Origin of the sequence: Listeria sp. SHR_NRA_18, from assembly GCF_003856515.1 — a bacterium.
GTDB classification, from domain to species: domain Bacteria; phylum Bacillota; class Bacilli; order Lactobacillales; family Listeriaceae; genus Listeria_A; species Listeria_A newyorkensis.
Window position 1 is genome coordinate 282,833 of the sequence record NZ_QPKR01000002.1, and the last position, 20,002, is coordinate 302,834.

Here is a 20,002-nt window from a genome sequence, read left to right on the forward strand (position 1 = left end):
ATGGCATCCATACGATACCTTGTCATCTTATATTTTTTTGCTAGTTCCACCACCGATTTTCAGGATGAGCACGGATATACGCTTCCATCCCAGCTGCTGTATCTGTATCATTTGTCATCCTGTTACTCCTTTACCACTTAATAAAATAATAGTACACTCTATTTATCAGCATATTTCAGCGTGCCTAACTTACTCGAAGATGCTGGTTCTACTCTCCATATAAATTTTGTTCGGAAAAGGTGGCCATTACAGATTCTATCCTTCAAAATCAGAAATATATTGCGAAACTTTATCCCAGTCTTTGGTAGTGGGTTGTCTAGAACAGGTGTAAGTAGGACAGTCGAAATGTTCGTAGTTATCTTTATAGTTTTTGACTAAAATATCGACTTTAAAACGCCTAATATATGCATTGTCAATTCTTTGATTGGATAAGAATGTTATTTTGGTATGGCTCGTTTCTAATATATTTCTTGCGTAAATTTGCAGATAGTTCAAGTACGCTGTTTTTCCATCCAAAGAGAATAGGACGTGTGTTTTAGCTGTATTTCCACTGTTTTTTTTCGAGATTTTGACATTCTCAAGGTAAAGGGTGAACATCGTCAAATTTACAATGATATCATCTAAATATTTAAGTCGTTTAAGTGCAGCCACCTTACTATTTTTTATGATTTCATACCAACCCGCCATCATATTACCATGATTTTTTTGAATGGAACTATTAATTTCAAAAAAGTTTTTTTGGAAAAGAGGAGATATTTTGCTCAATAATATGATATTGCGTAAATAAAAGACAAAAATACTCAAGGCTTTTTCTAAAGTGGTACCCATGTCAAGGACACTTGTAAAAAAAAGAATTAAGCACTTGCTAAAAGATGGTTTCTGTATTGTACAGGAGCCATCTTTTTGAGATTCCACTGATAGCGATAGTTATTATAGTAAATCATGTAATAATCTATTTTTGATTTCAGAGACGCTAGGGTATCAAAGGAGCGAGAATCGATGTCATCTTTGAAATGACCAAAGAAGGACTCCTGCGGAGCGTTATCCCAGCAGTTTCCTCTGCGAGACATAGACTGGCCTAAGTGGTATTTTTTTAAAAGTTTTTGATAGATAGGGCTTGTATAATGGCTCCCTTGATCGGAATGAATAAAGGCTTCTTTGTGTAAGTGGTGCTTCCGTTTTTTAAGTTTTTTAATCGTCTGTATCGCAATGTCTAATGTGATTCTATCTGATATGTGATAGGCTAAGATTTCATTGGTGGAGCCGTCTTTAATGGTTGATAAATAAGCCATTTGACGCTCACCATAGGGTAGATAAGTAATATCTGTGAGTAGAACCTTCCCAGGAATAGCTTGCTTAAATTGGCGTTTCAATTTATTTGAAATGACGCGATGTTCTTGGGTTGCCTTCGCGATTCGTTTATAAGGATTCGGTTTACGATGTGGGCAAACGATGTCGTACTTCCGCATAATCCTACGGATTTTCTTACGGCTGTAAATGATGCCAAATTCATTTTCTAACACCATTTTGATACTCCTAGCTCCCTTTTTGAAACCGCGGCGATGGAAAGCTTTCAATATGATATCACGCGATGCTTCGTCTTGCTTTTCTCGCTGTGTTCGATTCGTTTGACACTGCACATGCCGGTAGTAGCCTGACCTAGACACCTCTAATAAGCCACAGAAATAGCTAACGTAACGCGTGAAATTTTCATCAGAGACCAGTGTTTGAATCCATTGGAATTTCATATCCGTTGTTAATTTATTTTTTCTTGTGAAGCACCTTCCTTCTATCTTCTCGAGCTTTTTTTGAGCGCCTTTACGATTGTCCATCAAACCAACAACACTGTCTTTTTCATAGGCATTTTTCCAGCGACTTGCACATTGTTCTACGCGATTCATGCCTAGGATGGCGACATCAAAATGATGGGCTTCAAATATCGCACGTGGCAATTCTCCTGCTAAATAACGTTCCACAAAGATACGCTTGAAAGCGTCAGCGTATGTGATGGCACGCGGGGAGACGTTTCTTACATTGGGATTTTGTTGTAGCTTTTGGATTTCGGCGTTTGAGAATAGTTTTTTGCTCATGATTCCTTCCTTTCTGGCGGAGTTATTGCTTTATTTGAGTATACAAAAAATACCTATAGAATGCACTTCTTTTTTTGAAGTGTCCATTCTATAGGTACCATTGTATTCTGTAGGTTCTTCTAATTCATTGTCGATAAAATATGTTTTAACGAGAGAAAATAAACTTTTAATTAACTTTTTATCGTCGTAATCGATGACACGAGCGGAAAATTCCTCTGTATACACATAATTGTCTAATAAAACAAAGTCTAAAAAGAGAATTTCATTCTTCGTTATCTCTTCGTCAGAAGAAGGCACAAGTTCTAATACTTCGAAAGCCAATTTTTCGATGGCTTCGTATGTCATGGGCAACTCCTTTTTCTGTAATTGTGCGGTATTACTAATTTTAATATTTTGGCGCAGCTCCAAGCGTTTTGTAATTACCATAATCCAATACAATACACTACGATGACAAACATGCCCTTCCAGCTCACTATGTTCCATAATATATTGAAAGCTTATTTCAAATAGTTCGGCTGTTTTTCTGTTGGGTCTGAAATTTTGAGAAATATCGTCCATACTATAAAAGAAATAATGAAAGAAATACCGAATTTCCACTTCACGCCCTTCTAGTGACACAGGTGAGAACTGCAATTTTAAATTAAAACTGGCTAAAATCTCCTTTAAATGATTTAAATGCCGATATAATGTGGATGTAGAAATATATAGTTCATCACTCCATTCGTCCACACTCAGATACTTTCCTTCAAAGATACTTTTAATGATGATAAAAAGCGGAGATTTTTCAGCAAATTCAGCTAAAACGAAGGAAACTAGCTCATTGTCTGTTATTTCTACCTTCGCAGCAGAATGTCTAATAATTAAATTTTCTTCCATACTAGCTATTTCTTTCAAATCTCTTTTTAAGGTTCGTAATGATGTATTTAGGGAATCAGAAATTTCCTCCAGCGTAATGGCATACCTAGCCTTTGCGATCTTCTCAATTAACAAAATTTGGCGATGTACTTTTTTATCAGCTATTAAACTTAAACAAAAATGGTTCATACGCGACCTCCTTTTTAGATGATGCGCGTTGCCTATCTTTCTTATCTGACATAGGTTTATTCGTGAACTACAACATAAATTTTACCTATTAATGATAGTGAAAGGTGACTACTTGTAGCTCCTTAAGTTTCACAAGGCCTTGTTTCTTCTTAGGTCTTATTTAGTACTTAATAGATACCCCAATTTTTTGATTTTTAGTACGCTGATTCGAACTATTGATAAATTTTTATAATATATCCGTTTATCAATTGATAAATAAGTGACATAAAGTTATATAAATACAATCAAAATCTCCAAGTAATTCGGACATTACGAAATGAGGCTGAGACAAAACTAAAATTCAGTGTCAAAAGTATGAAACTAGAAAAGCAGGAATCGTTGTATAGAGCTATTTTCAAAAATGGTATACACAAGATTCCTGCTTATTTTTCATTTTTGAGACCCTTTTGTCTCAGCCTCATCCTCGGATACGAAATTGCATATAAGGATTCCAAGCGCATAGCCTTGTTTTATATCGGTAAGATCTGATTCAAATTACAAAGCAATTATTCGTCATCTATAAAGGTTTCCATTGCGTGCTCGATACCACCATAAGTTATTTGTTTTATATCTCACCAGTAAAACTATGGGCCAATCAAATAAATCCAGAAAAGAAGCACTCAATCTTTATTACTCGTAATCCTGATACACAGATGAGCAAGTAAAAAATTAATGTATTATTATTTACCCAAAAGGGCGCTATATCATCAACCTAGATTAATGTGCACCCCTTTATTGATCCTATCTCTTGACAATTAATTGTATAGCCTGTTCCAATTTTTTTGTTTGGTTTTCTATACTTTCCTCCGGATTCTCAAAACAATTTTTCAAGTTTTCAGCAACAATTGTGCCCATAATACGATCTACACTTGCTCGCACAGCGCTTAATTGCATGATAACCTCTTGACATTCTTTACCTTCTTCTATCATTTTCTGAACACCACGGAGTTGCCCCTCTGCTCTTTTTAAACGATTACAAACCTGCTTGTCACACGTAGACATTATATTAAATCCCCCTTCCAAGAGGTCATACCACCAATTACATTCGTGACATTGAATCCTTGATGACTAAGAAAAGTACATGCTGTTGCGGAACGTCCACCCGAATGGCAAATCACATAATAGGCTTCCGTCTTATCTAGTATCTCAAAGATATCTGGCAGCCTACTCAGTGGTAAATTTTGCGCACTAGGGATATGGCCGCTTTGAAATTCATCCACTTCTCGGACATCTAGGATAGACAAACGATTGTTTTTTTCACGTTGATAAAAGTCAGCCATAAAAATCGACTCATACATGTAGAATCCCCTCCGGTTTTACAGTATTATATAAGGCAAATGCCCCATCTAGGTTTTGAATACTAAAGCCGTTTTGCTTTAATAAACGCTCGCCAATGTAGCTTCGTAAGCCACTATGGCACGTTATAATATATTCCTTTTGAATATCTAATTCATCGATGCGATGGCGCAAATCATCTAACGGAATATGAATCGCATTTTCAAATGTGCCATGATTCACCAACTCGCTATTATTCCGAACATCGAGTATGGTTTTACCTGATGCTATTGCTTGTTCTAGTTCATACCATTGAATATTATGGCTTAATCCCTCAGCTAAATTCATAGCTGCATAGCCAATCATATTTACAGGATCTTTGGCAGCACCAAATGGCGGTGCATACGTAAATTCTAACTCTGGTAAATCAAAAATAGTTAAACCTGCTTTTATAGCGGTAGCCAAAATATCGATGCGCTTGTCCACTCCTTTGGCACCAACACCTTGAGCACCGTAAATAGCCCCGTTTTTGGCATTGAAAACTAGTTTTAGTGTGATATCAGTAGCACCAGGGTAGTAGTTTGCGTGATCCTTGCCAGAAGTGTGCACAATACTGACATCTAAACCAGCTTGTCTCGCAGCACGTTCACTCAGCCCAGTAGAAGCTGCGCTAATACCAAAAACGCGTACGATAGCTGTTCCAATACTGCCCTTATTATGACGCTCCAGGCCAGCAATAACATCTGCAACTTGTCTACCTTGACGATTTGCTGGTGATGCCAGTGAGATGAACGCATCTTCACCAGTAATTTGCTGTTTGACTACAATGGCATCGCCTACAGCATATATATCTGGTAAGTTAGTTCGATAATGGGTATCTACTGAAATACCACCACGGTAACCTAATTCAATTCCAGCTTGTTGAGCAAGTGTATTTTCCGGTTGTACGCCAACCGATAGAATGGTGATATCTGATTTTAAGATAGAAGCATCTTCTAATATGATATCCTGTCCCTCATTTTTAAAAGCTACGGCGGATTGAGAAGTAATGACTTTTACACCATTCCGGATTAATTCATTTCTAACATACGCCGCCATTTCTTCATCTAAAGTGGGCAATACATGTGGTGCTTTTTCAATAATCGTTACATGTATCCCTTTTTTACGTAAATTCTCGGCCATTTCTAGACCAATAAACCCAGCACCAATGACAGTAGCTTGTTTTGGATTTTTTTCGCCTAGGTGTCCCATAATCTGATCTAAATCAGGCACATTTCTTAGTGTAAAAACATTTCTTGCATGTTCTAATCCCTCTATGTTTGGTACAAAAGGTTTTGCTCCTGGTGATAAAATTAATTGATCATACTGTTCTATAAAATCTTCATCTTCATGCCTAATAGTTATCGTCTTATTCTCTGAGTGAATCGCAATTACCTCATGAAAAGGACGTACATCCAATCCAAACCTAGCTTTTAACGTTTCAGGTGTTTGAACAAGTAAATCGTCTCGTTGGCTAATCTCACCTGAAACATAATATGGTAGTCCGCAATTGGCGAAAGATACAAAAGGCCCTTTTTCTAACACAATGATTTCAGCATCTTCCATCAAACGACGCAGACGAGTTGCCGCAGACATCCCTCCAGCAACACCACCCACAATAATAATTTTTGACATAATCAGTTTCCTCCTTTAATAGGTCCGTGCCAATGATTCATACCACCACCAACATTTATAACGTTGTAGCCCTTTTTGGTTAGCTTACGAAAGGCCTGCTTGCTTCGTACACCTGATTGGCAAATGACAAAAATGGTAGTCTCTTTTTTCTGTTCATAATGGGATATCCTATTCAGGGGGACGTTCTTCGCATTTTTTATATGTCCCCGTTTGTATTCCAATGGGCTTCTAACATCTAATAAAATAGTGTTCTTATCTAGTTTTCCCTGCAATTCTCGTATTGAAATCGTTGGTATCTTTTTGAATAAACAAAACATACAATAGCTCCTTTCTTCTAAATAAAAATATACCCTTAGGGGTATATTAAACTATATAAAGACTCCTAAGTCAATAGATTTGTCTTCTAGTCACCCCACGATTACCTAGTTCAAAAGAAATGATAGAGATTCCCAGACGAATGCTAGTTATTTTATGGTGACTAGTAAGGCAAGAACCAGCATCTCCGAGTAAATCGTAAATCACGAAATATTATGATAATAAAAACGTTGTTAGTATGCCTCTATAGCATCGCTGGTAAGTACTACCTAGCAATGAATGGAGCCGACTATAGTAGGAGTCTTCTTGAATTTCAGTAGGTTTTAAGATCGTTAGATACACTTGTTTTTGAATACAAATTCAGTAGGAAACAGCTTGTTTCGGTACTTGATGCTCTTATCTCGTTGTTTGAAAATTATGAAATGTCCTATTTACTCGGAGATGCTGGTTCTGCGCCTAAAAAGAACCATCTTTCGTGCTCGTTCCTGTGTCGATTTAGCCAGTACATTACCAACAACAAACATTTTAGATGCGTTAGAATGACCCTATACAACGCAAAAAGCCAGCATATCTGCTGACTCTTTCTGATTAATTATTCTTGGCCAAGAATTTGGTTAGCTCATAGCGTACTTTAGCAATCTGCTGTTTTCTTTGTTCATTCGTCATCTCCAACTTCTCACAGACCCTCTTACTGGAGTAAACCCGATCAGGTCCATAAATAGTCATGACAAGTTGCCGATTTGACTCCGTTAAATAAGATAAAAACAGATTCACTTGTTGCTTCCTCACGACTTCTTTAAATAGCAACAGTAATTTGGGGTACAAGAAAAAAGATGCTTCGTCTTCCTCTAACAAGTAATTAAAATGCTGATGCATATCATGTCTTTCCGCATATTGGCTCGCTTTATGTAGAAAATCCATACTCACTACATCATCCACAGATCCACCACCAAAGCCACCGGCATGAATATTAATCATGAATTATCCCTCCACCCATTACTGTTCTTTCTCTAACTTTTCAATTTCGGTAACGGTTAATGTTTCATGACCAGGAAGTTTTGTATGTGGAAAACGATCTCCCGTTGCATCCAGCGCCGTTTCAAAATGATCATCATAAATGCCAGCATCAAATGATAATTCCTTATCTCCGTTCACATATCCTAGGATGTGTGGTATTCCAGTCGGATTATAATCCACCTTTGTTAACGTGACAGATTTTATGTTTTCGTAGTTATAGACCAGGTACTTCTCAATCCTTGGTTTTTCTTCTGCCATGAGCTTTTTATCGGCTTCCAATGCTGCATTTTCTTTCTTGGTTACTTCTTGTTTCACAATTAGCGCTCCTCCTGTTATAGTTAGTAGTAAAATTATCCCAATACTTGCTATAATAATCTTTGTCTTTGTTTTCATCTAACCGCCCTTTTCCCATATATATCATATCATAAATTTGTACTGGAGGAATAATTTTGGCTAAAATAACAGAAGAACAATATTTTGGACTAGCAGATAAAATTTATCGTAATCAGTCACTACGTATCAATCCCATCAGGCCTTTGTCAGAGTTTAAAGAGAGCGATTTGTTACCCCTCACACTCGACGATAAATCGAAATGGATCACCATCGGGTCTATCGATAAAAAAAGTGGCATCCAAGCAGCTGCCGTCGTTCCCTATAAAGAATACATAGATGTATGTAGTGGAAAAACCAAAGAATTTACGAATATTGTCTTTACCTCTCGTGGTTCTGAAGATAAGGCTGATTGGTCAACAAACTTGACAGATTTACCAAAACACAAACTCCCAAAACAAGATAGCCAATTTAAGGAGTATGATAATTTCGTCAAAAACACCTTGTCCTCACATACCACGAAAGACTATTCTTTTACAGGACACAGCCTTGGTGGTGCTTTAGCACAGTATGAAGCTGTGAAACATACAAAGCCAGCAATTACATTTGCTGCCGCTCGATCGTTTAACAAATTGACTCCTGAAGAACAAGCCAAGGCAAAGAATGGCGACTACTTCCAATTGATTAAAGATTTCCGGCATACAGGAGATGCAGTTGGCCTATTGCCTCCAAATGCCTTTGTTTTTTACCAACAGTATTATTCTGCCAACGGTGCCGCTAGCGATCCAATTAATGCCCATTTAACGGAAGGTTTCCGTAAACAGTTTAGTAGCAACGGGACAACAAAATTAGCGATATCTCCAGATGAGATCAAAGCTCAGGCAGATATCATTAAAAGTGTTGCTACAGATATTGATCGTATGATCCGGCTGCTGGAAGATTTCCGGCGTTACGAAAGTGATGCTGTCAAAAAAATGATCTCAAAAGCCAATAATCAAACCTACGGTGGGGAATATGATCTATTGAACGAAAATGACGTCGATAATATCGTTCACGACCTCGCAGTAAGTCGTACAGAAGGCGTGTACCGTTTCCATGATGAAGAAATACTACATGACCTATTCAATAAACTACTGGAGAGACAGTATCACCTGCAGCAATTTGCACATGAAATTGGAACAGCTGGGCAACACATGCTACAGACAGATATCAATCTTGGCCACGATTTAGAGAACACAGTTGGAAGCCTTTTAGGAATAGCCGCTGGGAATGCTGCCAGCTATTTTAGTAAATAACACACGCATATTGGGGGAAACAAAATGGATCCATATCAATCCTTAAGAGAGATAGAAGCAAAAATTGCGGAAGCTTTAATCGATGGCGCCGATGCTACCATTGATGCTCTCAAGGCGCAAAAGACAGAATTTGAACGGCAACTGCAACTCGCAGCCTTAAAACGCCAGTTATTGCGTGATGCCAACGCGCTTGTCGAAGATGCTAAGCACATACTACACGGGAAAGAGACCATGTTTGATGATTGGGGACGAGCGCTTACTCGTTCCAAGAGCCAATTAGGCATTGCATTTGAAAGCAAGACCGGAGACGCTATCGGCTTACAATTTCAAGACGAGATTTCCAAGTTATGCAAGGATCGTGAAGAAGATTTCCAAGAGTTGAAGAAAAGTTGCAAGGTAAATATTCATCTATAATCTAACGAATAAAAGACGCTATAAAGTGGGTACGTACAACTTCACTGCGTCTTTTCTCTTTGGGGAAGACAATAGCATTCTTCTTTGATTTCAACGACTTTTCCACCAAGTTTGATGGCCGCTTTGTCAGCCATCTCTTTGAAAAAGAAAATATATGCCAAATCAATACGCACGTTTGGAACATGCGCTGGAATAAGAAAAATTGGTTTATTCGGATAATCGAGCCATTCCATAAAAATCTGGTGATCTACCACAACAATATACTGCCGTGGTACGGCCAATCCGCTCTCATCTTGTATGATTTCAATTTTCATACCGTCCTTCTTCATTGTTCACCCACCTCGCGCCATTTCCACAACCCTATGTCCATTCCTTGTTGTTTTTCTGCTACAGTAAAACTCTCAAAACGCGCACTAAACTTCGCTTTATCCAAAGTTGTTTCTTGGCCACTACTAATCGCCGTTTCATATACATATACATTTTCTTTCATATCGATAACAATAGCACGCCCAGATGGGTGCATACCAATCATTTTCATGTCTCAGCTTTCCCCCGTTTCGGCTTCGGCACCACTTTATTTCTTTCCAGGTAGCATAACGGATTCCCTTGCTGTGTGCGAATCATCAGCGAGCTCTTTTTTGTGTCCATCGCCTCGACATAAACCATACCGTGATTGGATATAGCTAGTACCAACATACGTAAATCTTTTTTCACATCCCTATACCAGTAACCGTTTGCGGTCATCTGTTTTTCCAACGTCATAATATTTTCAAATGGGGTCATCTATTTTACCTCTCCTTGTTGATTGTATATGGTATTGTTCGCGTTTACAATCCATGCTATAATTAGTTTATTCATCCCTATATAACTCAACTCCCGTTATATAGTCCTAGCCTTTGATAGACTCAAAGGCTTTTTTTGCTTCTATTTCAGTCTACAATGTTTTGAAGGCAACGACAAGGTACAAAAAGACCTAAGATTGCCTCTACCGCCCAACAGCAAATCATGCTATAATGACCATGGTAGTACTTTTAACAACCCTTTTAAGTGCTACTCTTCATGTACAAACTCTGTACATAACATACACTGAAGATGCCTCTCACCGCGCTTGGTGACACGCATCTTCTTTTTTATCGTTACTTTCCAAACCCTCGATCTGTCACGTAACCTACCTTGCTCCAGATATTTTTCTTTGCGTGCTTCGCCTGTTTTTCCGCCGCCTTCAGCTGATTCAAATATTTCGTGTTCGGTGGATACACATAAGCTACGCGAGCAAAGCCTTCACGCACCATCATTTCATTGACGTTTTTTCCATCGGCGTAGAGATATGCCAACGTGCGATCATACCGATCCGTACGATCACCGACGTCATACTCCAGATAAAGTTGGTCCGCAGCATTTACTATTTGTTTCATCCTATCTGATGCCTCTATGGCAAATGGTTGCACTGCAACGCCTCTTTTCACACTCTCCGGTGTATCAATGAGTAATAATCGAACCGTTGTCACTTGCCCACTTTCAAGCTTTACAGCCACTGTATCGCCATCAACAGCATGATCTAATGTCACACGAACCGCATGTTTAGGTACCTCGATGGATATATCCTGGTCCTTTTGTTTCTCCCCAGTGACGGCCGTAACCAGTCCATCCCACGTTTCAGGAATGCTTCCGTTTACTTTCCCTGTCGTGAATGCTCCAGCAATCACAACAATGATGGCTATAAGTAGCCTTAACTTCCATTTTTTCAAACCAATCCACTCTTTTCTATTTTAATTTTTGGCAAAAGAAAAGATAGCACGAATGCGCTATCTCACTAGCTATTTATGATCATTCTTTGCTTCAGCATCCGTTAAAAAATCTTTCGGAATCTCCCAATTGCCGTTTGGTTTCTTAATCATCCCGGAAGCCTCCAAGAGCCCTGATAGTGTGCGAAAGTAATATTTGACTGTCTGTATATCCTCAAAATCTCGGCATCTGGGGACTCTTCCCCAAATGCGGTATATCTCCTTTACCTCACGTATATACCTAGCTCGAATCTCTAGCCCTTCGTCTTCAGTAGCGTACAAGGTCAATCCAGCCATACGTAATGTATGTTCCCACGAGCCAAATCTGTCAACAGCAGTATATTTATAACGATACTCTGCTAAACCGGACGGTGGACGACCAATTTTTGTGGAGATCCGTTGAAGTTCTTCTATTAGAAATTCATCTGTATACTTTTTGGACAAATTGTTCACACTCTCCTTTTATATCATTTAACCACTTTTTCTATGAACCACTCATGTAATTCTTGCCCCTTTTGAAAGCTAGCGTATGGTTCCTCACAAAGAAGTTTAAAAATAATTTTTTTTACGATTGTTAATAGCTGTTCTATTTCGTATCTATCTATCTCCGTATCACGTCCATGAACTATGGCACTTCTCTTAGCATATATTGATTTTATAAAATCAAATATCTCTTTCTTATCCTCTCCTTCTGATACGATATAAGATGCTGTCAACCCTAAATTAAATACTATTCCTGGGCTAACTAAATCCCTCGACTGTACTTGCAATAAGCATTCCAAAGCATACACTAACTCTACTAACTTTCGCTTAAGATCGTATTCCTTTATCGATTTCCCTACCCATATAGATGCGTTGAAAATTTTATTCTCCATTTCTGTTTTTTTATCAACATTCAGTAAGCTAAGGCATTTCTGATTGTCTTCCATTTTAAAATGACTATCCTCAAAACTGACAAGTCTGTATGGCTTAGCCGTTGATCGAGTAGATGAACCTTTTTCCTTTGAATATATATCATATTGCGTATGCCTCCCAGTTGTTGTACCACTATTTATTTCAATTCGATGGTACTCTGGAGCTGGGGTTAACATCGTTAGAATATGTTCCAAATCATCAAATATTTTATATGCCTTTTCATACGCTAATTTTAAAGTGTATGAAGAAACCAATATCGACGCGTACATGGAGTTTTCTGTAGTATTTGGGTGAATATGTCCTTCCTCAAGCAAAGTTTTATTTAATAGTTTCTCCGAACTTATTCGTATATTACCAAGCATCATCTCGCTATCTGTGTATTCAAAACCATTAATAATACAATACACCCAAAAATTATTTTTCTTACGCTTTTTAATATCTATAATAAATTGATTTAAATCTTGAGTAACTTTATTCGAATCTTTTTCATACATCATGATATATTTCATTGTAACATCGCTAAATTCTTTAAAGTCTGCAAATTCCTTTATATTTTCCTTCCTGTATAAACTAGCTAGTTTATATGAAAAATATTTATCTAAATATGCAACTACCTGCCCCCCATTAATATCATCGATTATAGTAGTTCTAGCCGAACTGAAAGCAACATCGTCTATTTTATTCGATAACTCTATTGATTCCAGAACTTTCTCCATTTTTTCAACGTTTATCACTACTTTCGCCCCTATCATTTTATATCGTTTACTTTGATCTTTTTCTATTTGCACGAATCAGCGTACTTTTGGATATCCCAGTATTCTTCGCCACCTCTGTATAGGACATCTCTTTTAGTAATCCCAAGGCAAAATCAATTTGCGCTTTTGTAAATTTTTTCGGCCGCCCTTCCCGAAAATCAGGATTCAGCTTAGCCCTTTTCTTTCCTTCAGCCGTTCGCTCCAAAATCATATCCCTCTCAAATTCTGCAAAGGCAAAAAAGTTGGCCAAGATTAAGCGACCGGTTGGAGTGTTCTCAATAAGGCCCAAATTCAAGATATGCACTTTGATCCCTTGTTCAAATAAATTTTTTGTTGTGGTTAATCCTTCTACGGTGGAACGAGCAAACCGATCTAATCTCGTAACAACAAAAGTATCTCCTTCATTCAACTTAGAAAATAATAAATCCAGCTGCTTACGAGCCATTTTTGATCCAGTTACTTTCTCATGAAAAATCTCTTCACATCCCGCAGCTGTTAAAAGCTCGACCTGCGTTTCGTAATCTTGGCCAATTGTCGATACACGTGCATAGCCATAGATCATTCCTCTAATTCCCTCACTGTTGTACTTCCTTGGAACTTTGATAGTCCAAGCGAACGCACATCGGCCAAATCACCATCTGTTTGTAATTTCAACGCTCGTTCAAAACTTTCATCTGTTAACTGGGAAAGTTGGCCAGCGATCAACAACAACTCTTTTCTATAATTTTCTAGCTCTTCTTGCTTTTTGGATTTATGAATACCGTTCAAATTATTTTCCAACCTGATCAAATCCGAATGGATCTTACTTGCTAATTGCCGATGGTTCATATTGGTAAAATTCATGAAAAACACCCCTTACTTATGAACACGAGTTATGACACCGCTCGATGTACTGATTTTATCACAAAACGAAAACGGTGTCAAAACTTATAAGTTTTGACACCGTTGAGGAAAATAGTACTACTTATACTTCCATTTCATCTTTCCTGCTATTACCATAAACCAGTGAGCATCATTTAGCTTAGAAAATTTACGCCTTTTAAAATCCAAAAGTAACATATTACCTAAACAATATTTTAATATTATCTATCTGGATACTTATCACGAACTATTTCTCTTAATACGTAATTAGAATCGATTAGAGCATGTTGGTATATATACTCTTCAGTATCTTCGCTATGTTTACCTATTTTTTTTGCGGCATGAACCAATCGACTTTTAACAAGCGCATTATCTTGGCTCATAATCTGAACTAATCGAGTAGTAATGATTTTTTGAAATCGTTCTACTTGCAGTAATGTTATCAAGATGTTAACAGCTTCCCAACGAACTTCTATCACCGTTGCAGTCGACCACTCTAATACAAATTGAAAAATCAAAGCCTTCTCATCGTCGTTTATACGAGAAGTATCATCTCCAAGATATACTTGAATAAGCTTGCAAGCTGTTATTTTCGCGCCAGAACTTGAGCACTTAGATAAGGAGTTGAGTAGGTCCGCCCACACTTCATTTCCTAAACAACTCTTTAATAATAGCACCGCTAATTCAAATAAATTGTTATCCAAATAGGCCACCATAGATTGATTTTCATTCATTAGGTAGTCTCCCTCTATTAATAATTTAATAGACTCAGAATTTCTATCACCAATATTTGGATCGTAATAATTCAAAAACATCAATAATTTAATTGCTTCAGTTTTGACTTCAATTAGTTGCTTAGTACTCGTCACAGCCTCTGTTGAAACAACAAATAATGCATCTAAGATTGACTTAGGAATTCTTTCTGTTTGCTGAGAGATTATAAATCTTATAAATTGATAGGGAGAGTTTCCAGAATGAGAATATATACCATTTTCCCCTTGTGCCTTATTATCTTCTCTTATCTCATCTGTATATCTTAATATCGCATCCTGATTTGTTACAACATCGTTCCTAGTTTCTAATAAATACTCAAGGTTATAAAAATCTGGCATAGCTTCCTTGATTTTTTCCTCTAATATATCCAAATTATGAACCTTATTTCGACCCAGGATACAACATAATTCTTTGATGCCATTCTGCTGGAGTTTATTATCTCTGTTTTCCAAATATGCGATCACTGTCTGAACTACTTTATCTTTATTTTTTTCCATTACACTCTCATAATCTACATCCCTTGCCCACATTTCGAAAACATTCGAATAATAAATATTCTTCCCTTCACCAATTAAAAGCAGGCCAAATTCAATGATATAATCACTAGATATCCTTTCTTTAATTTTATGAATCGTTTTGAAAATTTGTGACTCTATGTTGTATGGCGTGACTTTACTTTTGGCCCATTTGTTCAACTCATCTTTAATACCGTTCCAACTATCATCAAAATCCACATCACTTAAATAATATCCTACCTCAGAAATAGCTAGTAGATTCCCTTGAAACCTTTGATAATCAAGTATCAGATTATTTGAGTAATCAAACACTTCCTTCGCATCCCTGTCATTCATTCTTCCTAATAATAGTTCGAAATGACGCACTAATTGATGAATCTTAGTTCTATCTAAAAGTATAATGCTGTTTTTCAATGTCAGCATTAATGATGGCCAATTCTCATAATGAGAACTGATATGAAAGCATAATTTTTGAATAAGCCCATATATTCTAGTCAAATGAGTAATCGATCCAACTGCCATTGATTGAAAATAAATATCCGCAATTTTATTAGAATGCACGGATAGATCACCTAAAAATCTTTGAGATCTAAAGGATCTTATTTCATTTTTTTGACTATCTTCTATAATCCAACTTAGCAAATCCTTTTCATATCTATCAATTAATGGATAGTACAGTTTTTCTTCTCTCAAGTCCAACAGTTCTTTTCCTTCATTCTTCTCTGCAAATTGCCCCAGCTTTTCATGATATATATAAATTTGGTTTCTTAAATCAATGAGAATATCCTGAATCATCCATTCTTCTATTTGTAGTTCTTCAGCTTTTTTAAACGCTTCCTTTAGTTTAGCAATACTTGTTTCTACATCCTCATTAAAGTAGGATTCAATTGCTTCCCATCGCAGACTTACAATTGCGTAATATTTATCATCTAATTGATACTTCAGCTCTTTTAAAAATAAACCCGTATTAAAGCGTTCAATTGCTGTATTTTCAAATAAGACTGGCAAAAACAAAGAACAGTAATAATCTAAATTTTTTTCAACGAGACTATTAGATTTTTCATCACGATCCCCAAAAATCATTTTAGCAAAGTACTGCCTACTATGGTAATTAGCCAACTGATCTTTTTTTAATATTGTTGTTGCCTTGTAAACTGACTTGTCTAGTATGACGTCTTCGTTCTCCTCATCTTCCACTTGTACAAGATTTCCTCTAGTATAGCGTTTATAGATGAACAATATATCATCTATAAGGTCTTTTGCTCCATTTTTAATAAAATCTTCAAATGTTTTAATTTCTTTTATTTTTGGGCCACCTGGTTTCATTATTGCTTTCTGAGTTGCCGTTATCTCACGCTTTTCACCCTCACAAAAATAATATATTGAAGGGATGTTATATTTATTTACTTCTTGAATTTCCGTGGCCACACCATCTGGAACATCGTCATCATTATCGATTAAAAAAATACAAACATCGCAGTATTTAATATTTTCCTTGTAATGAACCAAAGCGCTTGCAGTAGAAGGCCCCGTCTCTTCAAATGAATACACATTGAATAGCCCTGTGTTCACAAGTGATTCTCGTATAGCTTTTCTTGCTAATCTATATTTAAATGACGAATCAATTTTTGAACTAATAAATACTACAATTTTATTTTCTGGAACTATAACCATTTTGCCCTCCCGTATTCCGCATTTTTATACACTTTCATATCATTTTCCTATTTCGGTATTACACCTCTAGTAAATAACCTCCCTATCTAATGTATAATATTTACATTATAGCATTAAATTTCAAAAAGTGATTTTATTTTTTTGTCCATATTTTATCTTTTCATTATAATATGCCCTTCATAGTATCTGTATATCCTTTGTCGTAGGTCGCTTTAAGCTTTTCGTGACTTTGAGTAACAATAAATTTTATAGTCCTTATATACCAAATAAGCTTTTTAGCAACTCTTTTTCAAAATCAAATCCCTCTACTTCAAACGAATACTGCGGGAAATACCACTCAAAAAGACTTGTTCCTCTTACACTTTCTGATTCCAATAAATTCATATCCTTATTGTACTTAGATACCTTTTGAAGAAAATTATATTCAAGTCTATCTAGTGCTTTGCGCAGTTCATCACTAGATTCTAATGCCTTGTTTATGATATTTCTCAATTCCCCAACCTCAATCAACTTTTCTTTTTTTAGTTTGAGTAACACATCTTCTAATAGCTCCACTAAGAAATATAAATTATTATAGCTTTCCCCCACAATAACACCTTGTGATTTATCTGCTAAAAATGAACTCAAATACCCTGTATATGTTTTTAAAACATGGACTTCTTCTTTTAATTTATACACCGTAGTTATTAGAATCACTAATTCTTCGGAAGGAATATCAATCTTTTTCTTATTTACTGATTTTATATGTACGCTTAGTATATGCAGACAATTAATCGACTGCATTAAAATTGCATATGATAGTTTTGAAAATGATGTAACATGTTCTAACAACTCATTTTTTTCATTCATTTTTTCTATATATTCTTGGTTTTTTATATTCAATTTTTTAGTATATAAGTCCATTTCTTTTTTATACCTTTCTGATTTCACCTTCCAGTCCTCGTCTTCCTTCCTAGTTTTTTTACTCCAATAAATCGTCCATCCTATACTTCCCAAAGATAAAACCGTAGCGCATACAGATATTATTGTATTCCATTCAATCATTTTACACCCATCCTTCCCAATTAATCTATATTCTAAATATACCTACCAAGGTAATAATTTACAAGAAAAAAATAAATTTTAACAGTAGTCTATCCAAGATTCAATCTCCAGAGCATTTTATTCTCTTCTTCTTTTTGCTGTTTAATTTTCATTAAAAATAAAAAATAGTGCCAAAACCCGTAAGTTTCAACACCATCGCATAAACTATATAAACTCTCCTACTTACTCAACCTCACAAGCTCAATCCCTGCTCGGTCCCACATCTCATTCATCATATCATAATACTGATCATCCATCGCAACATCGACAAGCATCCGAGTCTGGTCGCCAACTGGTTCGAAAATATAGTGTTCCAGCATATCTGCAAATGCAGCGACTTCGACGTATTTCCCGTCATTGATTTCACCTAAAAAGGCGAATTTGATTTCTTTTTCTGGTTCAAAAACGACTACTTTTGAAACCAGGCCATTTCCATCTGGATCAACAAAGTTAACGGTTTCATTAAGTCCCATTTCACCAGTGTAGGTCGATCCTTCGTGGAACGCTGCTGTCCATTTTTCGTACTTACTGCGATCAACGACTAGTTGCCAAGCCTCTTTCGGCCCGCACTCCAGCGTGAATTTTTTTTTTATGTGTTTCATAGTATCATTCCCTCCTAATTTTGTAGTGCCGTCATACATTTATATTGTAGTCTATTCGATATGCCTGAACAAGTAATCGCGCTCTCTAGATTCGCCGTTTTTCAGTATTCATTCCGTACCATTCTCATTTCCTCGATATCTATACTTCGACACGATAAATAGTATCAAAAAAACGCCTAAAGAGATGCTGAGCGATTCTAACCACGTATCCTTGAAAATAAATTTTAGCACTAAGAAAATGACGATGGACATTGTTAATACGCCGTTTACATAGGATGCCCGCTTCTTTTTTCTACTCATCCAGCATTTCTCCTCTTCGGTTTCCTCACTTCTTAAAAACAAGATCCTGCGATTCCAGTCCTAAAACCTGCCGCGAAATCAGCGCCACACCTCCAAGTAACGAGGAATCATAAATATCGTGTTGCGTAAATTCAATTCGCGTTTCGCCTAATGGATCGAGCGCCTTGTATTCCTCGAAAATCCGCTGTAACAAATCTGGGAATTGCGATAAGGACCGCGAAGAAAGGAATACCGCTTCCGGCGCGCTATACTGCACGAGATTATAAGCCATTTGCGCGATTGCCGTAATCCACTCATCAACGACCTCCAAAACAAACGCATCCTTACTCTCTATCAACGCAGCAAACTCATCCACCGTTAACTCCGCCTTCTTTTCGTGCTTCGCGATTCTCTCCATAATCGCTTTTTCCGAGTATAATTCCTCTAATCGGTACACTTGCTTATCCTTATAAATCACAGAACGCCCAATTTCACCGGCCAAACCTTGCACGCCATAATAAAGTTGCTCATTAATAATCGTGCCCACGCCAATTCCATTATGAATATTCAGCGCCAATAAATTTTGAAGTGGTTCCTCGCCAGCATAATACCAGAAATCTCGAATCGAAATCGCGGTTAAATTAGCCTCATTTTCAAATCGAATCGGCACATCGACAATTTCTTGCAACGCAGGCAGTAACGCAAAAGAATCCAGCTCCAAAAACGGACTATACCGAATCTCATTCTCGTGAACCGGCGCATGTGTCGACACCGCAATCCCCAGCAGCCCTTTCATCGTATCGAAAGCCTGCAAGCCAGAAATAACCTCGCGCATCATCTGAAAAACATCTTTGACACTATTCCCAACAAGGCGCAGCGAATCCTTTTTAATCACCTCGCCGTTCAAATAGTTCACCGAATACCTCAAATGCCTGGCGCCCATATCGAAAGCCAAAACATAGCCATACCGATAATTAAATTGAATCAAATTCGGCCGACGCCCACCTGCATTTGAGGCCTCACCAATACCAAGCTCCTCGATCAGCCCTTCTTCATGCAGCTCCCGAATAATAGAAGATACCGTGGATTTCTGCAAATGAATCGCGCCAGCAATCGAACTCCTCGACGTCTGACCAGCATTAAATAGAGTTTTTAACACCAATTTCTTATTGTTCTCTCTCATAACATCCTGATCAGTTTTCTTCGTCATCTATATACGTCCCTTCTTGCTTCCCGTTTTTAAAAAGTATATCACATTACCACAACA

Annotated in this window: 24 protein-coding genes; 2 read left to right on the top strand and 22 right to left on the bottom strand. The window is 37.1% G+C overall.

Going from position 1 to position 20,002, the window contains the following annotated elements:
* Positions 1-255: 255 nt before the first annotated feature.
* From DUK53_RS05400 to DUK53_RS05440, 9 genes are all read right to left on the bottom strand, one after another.
* Positions 256-828, bottom strand: coding sequence for a hypothetical protein (locus tag DUK53_RS05400; protein ID WP_036092855.1), 573 nt, complete (start codon positions 826-828; stop codon positions 256-258).
* 26 nt (positions 829-854) lie between these two features.
* Positions 855-2,090: an IS3 family transposase gene (locus DUK53_RS05405; RefSeq protein ID WP_036092858.1), complete on the bottom strand. Its 1,236-nt coding sequence runs from the start codon at positions 2,088-2,090 to the stop codon at positions 855-857.
* 30 nt (positions 2,091-2,120) lie between these two features.
* Positions 2,121-3,134 carry an AcpB/EbpR/MafR family transcriptional regulator gene (locus DUK53_RS05410; RefSeq protein ID WP_036130040.1) on the bottom strand — a complete coding sequence of 338 codons (1,014 nt, stop codon included), beginning with the start codon at positions 3,132-3,134 and terminating at the stop codon, positions 2,121-2,123.
* Between the two features lie 780 nt (positions 3,135-3,914).
* The gene (locus DUK53_RS05415; protein ID WP_036092865.1) at positions 3,915-4,175 is read right to left on the bottom strand and encodes a metal-sensitive transcriptional regulator; all 261 of its coding nucleotides are present in this window, start codon (positions 4,173-4,175) and stop codon (positions 3,915-3,917) included.
* On the bottom strand, positions 4,175-4,471 hold the full coding sequence (locus tag DUK53_RS05420; protein WP_036092866.1) for a rhodanese-like domain-containing protein: 297 nt from the start codon (positions 4,469-4,471) through the stop codon (positions 4,175-4,177). The genes DUK53_RS05415 and DUK53_RS05420 overlap by 1 nt, the downstream gene beginning before the upstream one ends.
* Entirely contained in the window at positions 4,464-6,122 is a 1,659-nt protein-coding gene (locus tag DUK53_RS05425; protein ID WP_036092870.1) for an FAD-dependent oxidoreductase, read from the bottom strand. Before DUK53_RS05425 ends, DUK53_RS05420 begins: the two co-directional genes overlap by 8 nt.
* A 2-nt stretch (positions 6,123-6,124) precedes the next feature.
* A complete protein-coding gene (locus DUK53_RS05430) occupies positions 6,125-6,439 on the bottom strand; it encodes a rhodanese-like domain-containing protein (protein ID WP_036092875.1) in 315 nt (104 codons plus the stop codon).
* Between the two features lie 586 nt (positions 6,440-7,025).
* On the bottom strand, positions 7,026-7,415 hold the full coding sequence (locus DUK53_RS05435; protein ID WP_036092877.1) for a hypothetical protein: 390 nt from the start codon (positions 7,413-7,415) through the stop codon (positions 7,026-7,028).
* A gap of 18 nt (positions 7,416-7,433) precedes the next feature.
* Entirely contained in the window at positions 7,434-7,769 is a 336-nt protein-coding gene (locus tag DUK53_RS05440; RefSeq protein ID WP_159106220.1) for a DUF1433 domain-containing protein, read from the bottom strand.
* 134 nt (positions 7,770-7,903) lie between these two features.
* Here DUK53_RS05440 and DUK53_RS05445 point away from each other — a divergent pair, with 134 nt between their 5' ends.
* Complete coding sequence (locus tag DUK53_RS05445) at positions 7,904-9,079, top strand: Tle-like phospholipase domain-containing protein (RefSeq protein ID WP_052164795.1); 1,176 nt, start codon at positions 7,904-7,906, stop codon at positions 9,077-9,079.
* 24 nt (positions 9,080-9,103) lie between these two features.
* Positions 9,104-9,493, top strand: coding sequence for a hypothetical protein (locus tag DUK53_RS05450; RefSeq protein WP_036092882.1), 390 nt, complete (start codon positions 9,104-9,106; stop codon positions 9,491-9,493).
* Between the two features lie 41 nt (positions 9,494-9,534).
* On the opposite strand, the gene DUK53_RS05455 is transcribed toward DUK53_RS05450, so the two are convergent.
* From DUK53_RS05455 to DUK53_RS05515, 13 genes are all read right to left on the bottom strand, one after another.
* Positions 9,535-9,822 carry a hypothetical protein gene (locus DUK53_RS05455; protein WP_036092884.1) on the bottom strand — a complete coding sequence of 96 codons (288 nt, stop codon included), beginning with the start codon at positions 9,820-9,822 and terminating at the stop codon, positions 9,535-9,537.
* Positions 9,819-10,031, bottom strand: coding sequence for a hypothetical protein (locus tag DUK53_RS05460; protein WP_036092887.1), 213 nt, complete (start codon positions 10,029-10,031; stop codon positions 9,819-9,821). Before DUK53_RS05460 ends, DUK53_RS05455 begins: the two co-directional genes overlap by 4 nt.
* Positions 10,028-10,276 (bottom strand): hypothetical protein, encoded by a 249-nt coding sequence (locus DUK53_RS05465; protein WP_036092889.1) that lies wholly within the window; start codon positions 10,274-10,276, stop codon positions 10,028-10,030. Before DUK53_RS05465 ends, DUK53_RS05460 begins: the two co-directional genes overlap by 4 nt.
* Positions 10,277-10,629: 353 nt before the next feature.
* Positions 10,630-11,241 (bottom strand): thermonuclease family protein, encoded by a 612-nt coding sequence (locus tag DUK53_RS05470; RefSeq protein WP_036092891.1) that lies wholly within the window; start codon positions 11,239-11,241, stop codon positions 10,630-10,632.
* A gap of 69 nt (positions 11,242-11,310) precedes the next feature.
* Complete coding sequence (locus DUK53_RS05475) at positions 11,311-11,721, bottom strand: homing endonuclease associated repeat-containing protein (RefSeq protein ID WP_036092895.1); 411 nt, start codon at positions 11,719-11,721, stop codon at positions 11,311-11,313.
* A 23-nt stretch (positions 11,722-11,744) separates the two neighbouring features.
* Positions 11,745-12,980 (bottom strand): HEPN domain-containing protein, encoded by a 1,236-nt coding sequence (locus DUK53_RS05480; RefSeq protein ID WP_036092898.1) that lies wholly within the window; start codon positions 12,978-12,980, stop codon positions 11,745-11,747.
* The gene (locus tag DUK53_RS05485; protein WP_036092901.1) at positions 12,955-13,509 is read right to left on the bottom strand and encodes a recombinase family protein; all 555 of its coding nucleotides are present in this window, start codon (positions 13,507-13,509) and stop codon (positions 12,955-12,957) included. The genes DUK53_RS05480 and DUK53_RS05485 overlap by 26 nt, the downstream gene beginning before the upstream one ends.
* Positions 13,506-13,790 (bottom strand): hypothetical protein, encoded by a 285-nt coding sequence (locus DUK53_RS05490; RefSeq protein ID WP_036092906.1) that lies wholly within the window; start codon positions 13,788-13,790, stop codon positions 13,506-13,508. Before DUK53_RS05490 ends, DUK53_RS05485 begins: the two co-directional genes overlap by 4 nt.
* Before the next feature lie 239 nt (positions 13,791-14,029).
* Entirely contained in the window at positions 14,030-16,771 is a 2,742-nt protein-coding gene (locus DUK53_RS05495) for a hypothetical protein (protein WP_036092907.1), read from the bottom strand.
* Between the two features lie 255 nt (positions 16,772-17,026).
* Entirely contained in the window at positions 17,027-17,815 is a 789-nt protein-coding gene (locus DUK53_RS05500; RefSeq protein WP_036092908.1) for a hypothetical protein, read from the bottom strand.
* Between the two features lie 218 nt (positions 17,816-18,033).
* On the bottom strand, positions 18,034-18,456 hold the full coding sequence (locus tag DUK53_RS05505) for an SRPBCC family protein (RefSeq protein WP_036092909.1): 423 nt from the start codon (positions 18,454-18,456) through the stop codon (positions 18,034-18,036).
* A gap of 108 nt (positions 18,457-18,564) precedes the next feature.
* Positions 18,565-18,756 (bottom strand): hypothetical protein, encoded by a 192-nt coding sequence (locus DUK53_RS05510; RefSeq protein ID WP_036092911.1) that lies wholly within the window; start codon positions 18,754-18,756, stop codon positions 18,565-18,567.
* 25 nt (positions 18,757-18,781) lie between these two features.
* Positions 18,782-19,945, bottom strand: a complete 1,164-nt coding sequence (locus DUK53_RS05515; RefSeq protein WP_036092912.1) for an ROK family transcriptional regulator — start codon at positions 19,943-19,945, stop codon at positions 18,782-18,784.
* Positions 19,946-20,002 lie beyond the last annotated feature (57 nt).

Bases quoted from the DNA above. Each gene is read 5' to 3' on its own strand.
- DUK53_RS05400 (WP_036092855.1), bottom strand. From the start codon at position 828: ATGGGTACCACTTTAGAAAAAGCCTTGAGTATTTTTGTCTTTTATTTA.
- DUK53_RS05405 (WP_036092858.1), bottom strand. From the start codon at position 2,090: ATGAGCAAAAAACTATTCTCAAACGCCGAAATCCAAAAGCTACAACAA.
- DUK53_RS05410 (WP_036130040.1), bottom strand. From the start codon at position 3,134: ATGAACCATTTTTGTTTAAGTTTAATAGCTGATAAAAAAGTACATCGC.
- DUK53_RS05415 (WP_036092865.1), bottom strand. From the start codon at position 4,175: ATGTCTACGTGTGACAAGCAGGTTTGTAATCGTTTAAAAAGAGCAGAG.
- DUK53_RS05420 (WP_036092866.1), bottom strand. From the start codon at position 4,471: ATGTATGAGTCGATTTTTATGGCTGACTTTTATCAACGTGAAAAAAAC.
- DUK53_RS05425 (WP_036092870.1), bottom strand. From the start codon at position 6,122: ATGTCAAAAATTATTATTGTGGGTGGTGTTGCTGGAGGGATGTCTGCG.
- DUK53_RS05430 (WP_036092875.1), bottom strand. From the start codon at position 6,439: ATGTTTTGTTTATTCAAAAAGATACCAACGATTTCAATACGAGAATTG.
- DUK53_RS05435 (WP_036092877.1), bottom strand. From the start codon at position 7,415: ATGATTAATATTCATGCCGGTGGCTTTGGTGGTGGATCTGTGGATGAT.
- DUK53_RS05450 (WP_036092882.1), top strand. From the start codon at position 9,104: ATGGATCCATATCAATCCTTAAGAGAGATAGAAGCAAAAATTGCGGAA.
- DUK53_RS05455 (WP_036092884.1), bottom strand. From the start codon at position 9,822: ATGAAGAAGGACGGTATGAAAATTGAAATCATACAAGATGAGAGCGGA.
- DUK53_RS05460 (WP_036092887.1), bottom strand. From the start codon at position 10,031: ATGAAAATGATTGGTATGCACCCATCTGGGCGTGCTATTGTTATCGAT.
- DUK53_RS05465 (WP_036092889.1), bottom strand. From the start codon at position 10,276: ATGACCCCATTTGAAAATATTATGACGTTGGAAAAACAGATGACCGCA.
- DUK53_RS05485 (WP_036092901.1), bottom strand. From the start codon at position 13,509: ATGATCTATGGCTATGCACGTGTATCGACAATTGGCCAAGATTACGAA.
- DUK53_RS05490 (WP_036092906.1), bottom strand. From the start codon at position 13,790: ATGAATTTTACCAATATGAACCATCGGCAATTAGCAAGTAAGATCCAT.
- DUK53_RS05495 (WP_036092907.1), bottom strand. From the start codon at position 16,771: ATGGTTATAGTTCCAGAAAATAAAATTGTAGTATTTATTAGTTCAAAA.
- DUK53_RS05500 (WP_036092908.1), bottom strand. From the start codon at position 17,815: ATGATTGAATGGAATACAATAATATCTGTATGCGCTACGGTTTTATCT.
- DUK53_RS05505 (WP_036092909.1), bottom strand. From the start codon at position 18,456: ATGAAACACATAAAAAAAAAATTCACGCTGGAGTGCGGGCCGAAAGAG.
- DUK53_RS05510 (WP_036092911.1), bottom strand. From the start codon at position 18,756: ATGAGTAGAAAAAAGAAGCGGGCATCCTATGTAAACGGCGTATTAACA.
- DUK53_RS05515 (WP_036092912.1), bottom strand. From the start codon at position 19,945: ATGACGAAGAAAACTGATCAGGATGTTATGAGAGAGAACAATAAGAAA.